Raw genomic sequence first — 8,051 nt, 5'->3', positions numbered from 1 at the left:
AATGTGCAGTTGTACGGTGGTTTTGCAGGTACAGAAACTACTTTAACTGCCCGAGATTTAAGTATTACAACTAATACGAGTATTCTAAGTGGAGATATTGGTACGTTAAATGATATTAGTGATAATACTTATCACGTGGTGATTTCTAGTGGAGGTTTAGGGAGTGCTTTATTAAATGGTTTTAAAGTCACGGCAGGTAATGCTAGTGGTTCTTCATCGATACAGGTAAATAATAGTATTATTTATATATCTTCTGGCGGCGGAATTTATAATAATAATTCATCACCTAGTTTAACTAATGTAACGATTACAAGGAATACAGCTAGTAATGGCGGCGGAATTTATAATTGGAGTTCATCACCTAGTTTAACTAATGTAGCGATTACAGGGAATACAGCAGCATCTTTTGGCGGCGGAATTATTAATCAATTTAATTCATCACCTAGTTTAACTAATGTAGCGATTACAGGGAATACAGCAGCATCTTTTGGCGGCGGAATTATTAATCAATTTAATTCATCACCTAGTTTAACTAATGTAGCGATTACAGGGAATACAGCAGCATCTTTTGGCGGCGGAATTATTAATCAATTTAATTCATCACCTAGTTTAACTAATGTAGCGATTACAGAGAATACAGCTAGTAATGGCGGCGGAATTTTTAATCAATCTAATTCATCACCTAGTTTTACTAATGTAGCGATTACAGGGAATACAGCTAGTAATAATGGCGGCGGAATTTATAATATTAATAATTCATCACCTAGTTTAACCAATACAACGGTTGTAGGGGCTATTTATAATAGTACTAATGGTTCAGTAACTTTAAATAGTAGTATTGTTTGGGGAGGTATTACAGGTGGGTATATAGCTAATTATTCACTCATAAAAGATAATAGCTCTACAGTAAATAATAATATAGACGCTACAGCATTAACTGATACAGACATTTTTACAGACCCAAGCAATGGCGATTATAGCTTAAAAGATAGTAGTGTTGCTATAAATGCAGGTAATAATGCATCTTACACTACTGCAGGCGGTGATTTGGCTAATGATTTAGATTTAGCCGGTAATGCCCGTTTATTTGGTGCAACTATAGATTTAGGAGCTTATGAAGTACAAAATACCGCACCAACTGCAAGTTGTCAAAATGTTACGGTTTATTTAGACGAGAATGGCAGTGTAAGTATTAGCTCATCAGGTATTGATAATGGTTCTTCAGATAGTGAAAGCACCGTAAGTTTATCTTTAGATGTAACTGCTTTTGATTGTGATGATTTAGGTGATAATACAGTCACTTTAACCGTGACAGATACAGCAGGAGCTACAGCGACTTGTACAGCTATAGTAACAGTAAGCGATAATATAGCACCAGTAGCCGATGCAACTAGTTTGGCAGCTATTACAACAGAATGCGAAATCTTAGCGACTGATATCACTGAACCAACAGCCACAGATAATTGTGGAGGTACGGTAACGGTAACTAACGATGCTACTTTTCCAATTACTACACAAGGCACTACAGTAATCACTTGGACGTATGAAGATGTGAACGGCAATACAGCGACACAAACTCAAAATGTAGTGATAAATGATGTCACTGCACCAGTAGCCGATGCAACTAGTTTGGCAGCTATTACAGCAGAATGTGAAATCTTAGCAACAGATGTTACAGCACCAACCGCAACAGATAATTGTGGAGGTACGGTAACGGTAACTAACGATGCTACTTTTCCAATCACTGCACAAGGCACTACAGTAATCACTTGGACTTATGAAGATGTGAACGGCAATACAGCGACACAAACTCAAAATGTAGTGATAAATGATGTCACTGCACCAGTAGCAGATGCAACTAGTTTAGCAGCTATTACAGCAGAATGCGAAATCTTAGCGACTGATATCACTGAACCAACAGCCACTGATAATTGTGGAGGCACGGTAACCATAACTAATAATGCTACTTTCCCAATCACAATACAAGGTACCACAGTAATTACTTGGACTTATGAAGATGTGAACGGCAATACAGCGACACAAACTCAAAATATAGTGATAGATGATGCTACTGCGCCTGTGGCAGATACAGCAAGTTTATCAGCTATTACAGCAGAATGTGAAGTATTAGCTACAGATATCACTGAACCAACAGCCACTGATAATTGTGGAGGTACAGTAACCGTAACTCATAATGCAACTTTCCCAATTACTGCACAAGGCACCACAGTAATTACTTGGACTTATGAAGATGTGAACGGCAATACAGCGACACAAACTCAAAATATAGTGATAGATGATGCTACTGCGCCTGTGGCAGATACAGCAAGTTTATCAGCTATTACAGCAGAATGTGAAGTATTAGCTACAGATATCACTGAACCAACAGCCACTGATAATTGTGGAGGTACAGTAACCGTAACTCATAATGCAACTTTCCCAATTACTGCACAAGGCACCACAGTAATTACTTGGACGTATGAAGATGTAAATGGCAATACAGCGACACAAACTCAAAATGTTGTAATTGAAGATATTTCTGGTCCAATTCCAGACATTGCTAACTTAACAGCTATTACAATGGCATGTGAAGTTTTAGCTACAGATGTTACAGCACCAACCGCAACAGATAATTGTGGAGTTACGGTAACGGTAACTAATGATGCTACTTTTCCTATATTAACACCAGGAATTACAGTCATCACTTGGACGTATACCGATGTAAATGGAAATTCATCAACGCAAACGCAGAATATTAATGTGTTAGATTCACCAATATCGGAAGTTACTTTCAATGATGATACGGTAACTTACGATGGAAGTTTACATAGTTTAGTGGTTAATAATTTACCTACAGATGCTAGTGTTAGTTATGCTATTACACCAACAGCAAACACTGCTAATGGAGCAATAGAAGCAGGGGTTTATACGGTAACAGCAATAGTAACACCACCAATAACAGCTGTAAATTGTGATATTATTACGTTAACGGCAACCTTAACTATAGAACAAGCGATGCAGATTATAACATTTAATCCATTAGCGATAATGATGTTAGAAGATGACCCCGATTTTCAGTTACTAGCAACGGCAAGTTCTGGTTTAGAAGTAGATTATACGTATACCTTTACTGTCGCTAATCCACCAGCAACTGTAACAAGTGCAGGATGGGTAGCTTTACTAACTTCTGGTTTTGTAGATATTACGGCACACCAAGCAGGAAACGCAAACTATTTACCAGCTACATCTGTGATGCAAACCTTACAGATTAATAGTCGTGATGCCGCTGCGCATAGTGTAACTATAGAAAATGAGGTTTATAACAATCCAACAAATGAAATTTACTATCTCATGGCTTGTGAAGCTGCTTTAGATGCCGTGACCGTGACTTTTGAAACAGAAACGAATGCCAATGTAAATCCATCACATCAATTTTCAATAGCAACACCTGCTCCAGGAATTTACGAACAAGAAGTGGTGATTACTTCACAAGATGGAAGTACAACAGAAACTTATATTGTAATTATAGAAAAAATGTTCCCATTCTTTGATATTGTAGAGCAGAAATTTGATAATGTATTATTGGTCAATAATAATTCAGAAAATAACGGAGGATATCGTTTTGTAGCTTATGAGTGGTTTAAAGACGGACAGTTTATTGGTAATGAGCAGTATTATTCAGCAGGGCCAAGTTCTACCGATTTGTTAGATCCAAATGCAGAATATTATGTGAGGATGGAAACTGAAGAAGGAGATATATTACAAACCTGTATGGCTAATATTACATTAGAACATGATTTTTCAGCCTCTATTTATCCTAATCCAAATGTTTCAGGTAGAGTTCTAAATATCGATATGGAAGGTTTTAATATATCATCTAAAGCACAAGTAAACATTGTTCTTTATTCTATGCAAGGCGCAAAGGTAAGTCAGTGGGTTTCTTCTACTAACTTAACGACTATTAACCTGCCAAGAACACTAGATGCCGGGGCTTATATCGTAAACTGTACTGTAGGTACTATGACACGTAATTTTAAATTGATCATCAAATAACAAACAATATGAAACTATTTTATACGAAGCATTCAAACGTTATTAATTTTACTATACTATTATGCTTTATACTAACCACGCTGCAAGGATGGTCACAAGATCATAAGAGTGAGTTTTCTGTTAATGTTGGTGGTATCTTTTCTAATTTAGAATATGATTTTTCAGAAGGTTATGTCGATAAAAATCGTGGTTTTAGTGTTGGTTTGGGGTATGCATATTATTTAGATCGCCAATGGTCTATAAATATAGAAGGGAATTATCAAAAGTACAATTCAGAGGCACGTACAAAGGCTTTAAAAGGTAATTACGAGACGACAGATTTTGAAAATGAAACTTTTGAATTTAGATACGAAGCCTTAGGCTATAAAGAAAAACAAGAAGTGGGAGTTTTAAACATCCCTTTAACTGTACAATTTGAGACCGACGGAGACATTAATATTTATATAAGAGCTGGCGCACAAGTTGGTATTATATTGAATAGTAATTATAATAATTCTATAGAAAATTTATCTACTAGTGGTTATTATGAACAATATGATGTCGAATTATTTGATCCGCAATTTATGGGGTTCGGGACCTTTAACAACATTTCTCAAAGCGACGGGGTTTTAGACTGGGATATGTCTTATTCAGCCGTATTAGAGTCAGGGTTTAAAGCCGAAGTTGGAAATGAAAGTTATTTGTATGTTGGTTTTTTTGTTAATTATGGTTTAAATAGAATTAGTTCTGAGGCAACAGGAACTGATGTGGTAAACTATGACAGCGAAACACCAAGTGATTTTTACTTAGGCAGCCTGTTTGATTCTGGTATGGCAAAAGAGGCTCGTTTAAAATCATTTGGAATTAAATTTAGATATGCTTTAGGAATCTAGGCTTTTAAGTTGAATATCTAGTTGTATCTTAAGTTAAAAAAGAATTATTAATCATCACCTATAGACTTAGTTTAAGTTGCCAGTTTTAGGCTACTATTTTAGTTTTGTCATGGCTATTCTTTCGATAGGATTTCTAATGTCATTTTTGTGAGTAAACTCAACAAATTTTAAGCTTAAGGTACAATTCATTCATAGAGATTTTTATATTATTTTTTGATGAGGTTATCGGCTTTTTACTAAACCAAACTTCTGTTTAAATACAGCGCTACTGCTTTCAGTTAGCGCTTTTTTTTTGAATTAGAATTTGCATCGCGATAAAAGATTAAATACTAGGTTTATTTTTTATAAACTCAAATCCTAATAGATCCTCTAATTTAATCTTCTTTATATTCTATTATAAATTCAGTTTTTATTTCAATTTTATTCTTAATGAGCGTATGGGCTTTACTTCATTTCAAGATAGAACAACAGATCGTTTTATTGTTAATAAGCACTATGTACAGAATACGCTAGGGTAAACGTCTAGCGTAACATTGGTTACAGACTTAACAAATACATTGTGCTAATTTTGTAATATAAATTAACAATCAATGAAAAAAACTGTTTCTATATTACTGTTATGCTTTGCTTTAAACCTTATGGTGCAAGCCCAACAATTAGTACCTATAACTAAAACAGAGGTCTTATCTAAAGTTTCAGAAAATAATACTTCTATTAAGATTTCTGAAGAAGAATTCAATCAGGCTAAAGCAGATTACAGACAAACCAATGCGGTGTTTTTGCCAAACATTACAGCAAGTCATACCGCTATGGCAACAACAAATCCATTAATGGCTTTTGGCTCTAAATTGAATCAGGAAATTTTGACCTCAAACGATTTTAGTCCAGCGTCATTAAACGATCCTTCACAAATAGAAAACTACGCTACAAAATTCGAAATTCAGCAACCATTAATTAATATCGATGGTATGTTTCAGCGTAAGGCAGCGAAATCTAAAATGGAAGCGATGTCTTTAAAAACGGAGCGTACACAAGATTATTTAGCCTTTGAAGTAGAGAAAGCTTATATGCAATTACAGTTAGCATATAAAGCGGTAGATGTTTTAGAAACAGCATTAGAAGCTGCAAATGCCAATAAACAATTAGCAGATAATAGTTTTAAACAAGGGTATTTACAACGTGCAGATGTTTTGAATGTTGAAGTACGAGTGACTGAGGTAAAGAATCAATTACAATCCGCAAAAAGTAATGTGCAAAATGCTTCTAATTACTTGTCTTTTTTAATGAATGACGAAAGTTATGTAGTTTATACACCAACGGATAGTTTAACAGTTTCAACTTTTGGATTAGAAGATAAAAGTATTTCAGAGAATCGTTCGGATATTAAAGCGATGCAATTGGCTTCAAATGCTTATGAAGCTATGAGTAAAGCAGATAAAATGGCTTTTTTACCACGACTAAATGCCTTTGGAAGTTATGAGTTGTACGACGATCAAATTTTTCAAGCCGATGCTAGCGGTTATTTATTTGGAGCGCAATTGAGCTGGGATATTTTTCAAGGCTCTAAACGTTTTGGAAAAGCTCAAAAAAGTAAATCGGAATTTGAAAAGTCAAAACTAGAATACAAACAATACGTATCGCAGAGTAACCTAGAACTTAACAAAGCGAAACGTGCTTTTACAGATGCTGAAAACAAACTAAAATTAACCGCCTTAGCTTTAGAACAATCTGATGAATCTTTAAGAATAAGAACCAATAGATTTAAAGAGGGTTTAGAAAAAACATCAGATTTATTAATTGCCGAAACACAGTATTCACAGAAGCAACTCGAATATTATCAAACCATTTTTGAATACAATTACGCACAAGCTTATTTACAATTTTTAACCAAGGAATAAAAAGAGAACTAAGATAAAAGAACCAAGAGTAAAGACTAAAATTCTTGCTTTAAAAAAGATATAAAATGAATAAAAAGATATATACCATCGTTGCATTTTCTTTAGCCTTGTTATTAACAAGTTGTGGCAGCGAAGACAAAAAAAATGTTGTAGATAATTCACCTGCAATTGTTGTAAAGACAAGCCAGGTAGATACTAATGGAAATAGTCCATTTTTAAGTGTGAGTGGAAAAATACAAGCTTCAAATAGTGCGGATTTAAGTACTAGAATGATGGGGTACGTTAATAAAGTACATGTTAATGTAGGCGATAAAGTAAGTAAAGGTCAATTATTGGTTTCTATTAATAATGCCGATTTACAAGCTAAAAGAGCGCAAGTCAATGCAGGGATTACCGAAGCAAAAGCAGCTTTTAATAATGCTCTAAAAGATTACAATCGTTTTGAAAATTTGTTTTCAGAAAATAGTGCATCACAAAAAGAAATGGATGATATGACGGCTAATTTCCAAATGGCTAAAGCGCGTTTAGAATCTGCTAATCAGATGAAAAATGAAATCAATGCACAATTCACATATAGTAATATTACAGCACCATTTAGCGGAACAGTGACAAGTAAAAATGTAGAAGCTGGTAATATGGCAAACCCTGGTGTGCCTTTAATAAGTATAGAAACACCAAGGAATTTTGAAGTGATGGCAATGGTGCCTGAAACAGAAATTTCAGAAATTAAAAAAGGAACGACTGTAGATGTTTTGGTAAAATCTATTAACCAAACCATTAAAGGTAAAGTTACAGAAGTAAGTACTTCTGCTAAAAATACAGGAGGTCAATATCTCGTAAAAATAGCTTTAGATAAAACTGAAGTAAATATCCTATCGGGTATGTTTACTACGATTCAATTTCCTGTGGAAAGAAAATCGAAATCAGAATTGGTATTAGTACCAAGTGAAAGCATTATTACCAATGGGCAGTTAACCGGTTTATATACGGTAAGTCAAAGCAATACAGCACTATTACGTTGGTTGCGTTTAGGAAGAACTTACGGAGATCAGGTAGAAGTGTTAGCGGGTTTAAATGCAGGAGAAACTTATATCGTTTCAGCTGAAGGGAAGCTTTATAATGGCGTTAAAATAAGTGTTCAGTAGATAGTTTTTAGTTTGCAATATACTGAAAGGTTTCAGGTATAAATAAGAGTAAATCACATAAGAGTAAGCGCGTTAAGGATAGA

The 8,051-nt window shown here is 34.6% G+C and carries 4 protein-coding genes; all 4 read left to right on the top strand.

Features of this window, described 5'->3' with window-relative positions:
* Positions 1-4,053: HYR-like domain-containing protein (locus tag HM985_RS15590; protein ID WP_179377145.1), on the top strand; the 4,053-nt coding region annotated here is incomplete at its 5' end.
* An 8-nt stretch (positions 4,054-4,061) separates the two neighbouring features.
* Positions 4,062-4,925, top strand: a complete 864-nt coding sequence (locus HM985_RS15585; protein WP_179377144.1) for an outer membrane beta-barrel protein — start codon at positions 4,062-4,064, stop codon at positions 4,923-4,925.
* Between the two features lie 590 nt (positions 4,926-5,515).
* Positions 5,516-6,823 carry a TolC family protein gene (locus HM985_RS15580; protein ID WP_179377143.1) on the top strand — a complete coding sequence of 436 codons (1,308 nt, stop codon included), beginning with the start codon at positions 5,516-5,518 and terminating at the stop codon, positions 6,821-6,823.
* Between the two features lie 65 nt (positions 6,824-6,888).
* The gene (locus HM985_RS15575) at positions 6,889-7,968 is read left to right on the top strand and encodes an efflux RND transporter periplasmic adaptor subunit (RefSeq protein WP_179377142.1); all 1,080 of its coding nucleotides are present in this window, start codon (positions 6,889-6,891) and stop codon (positions 7,966-7,968) included.
* Positions 7,969-8,051 lie beyond the last annotated feature (83 nt).

Origin of the sequence: Winogradskyella wichelsiae, assembly GCF_013403925.1 — a bacterium.
Taxonomy (GTDB): Bacteria; Bacteroidota; Bacteroidia; order Flavobacteriales; family Flavobacteriaceae; genus Winogradskyella; species Winogradskyella wichelsiae.
The sequence above is the reverse complement of the archived record's forward strand: the minus strand, read 5'-3'. Positions and strand labels throughout refer to the sequence as shown.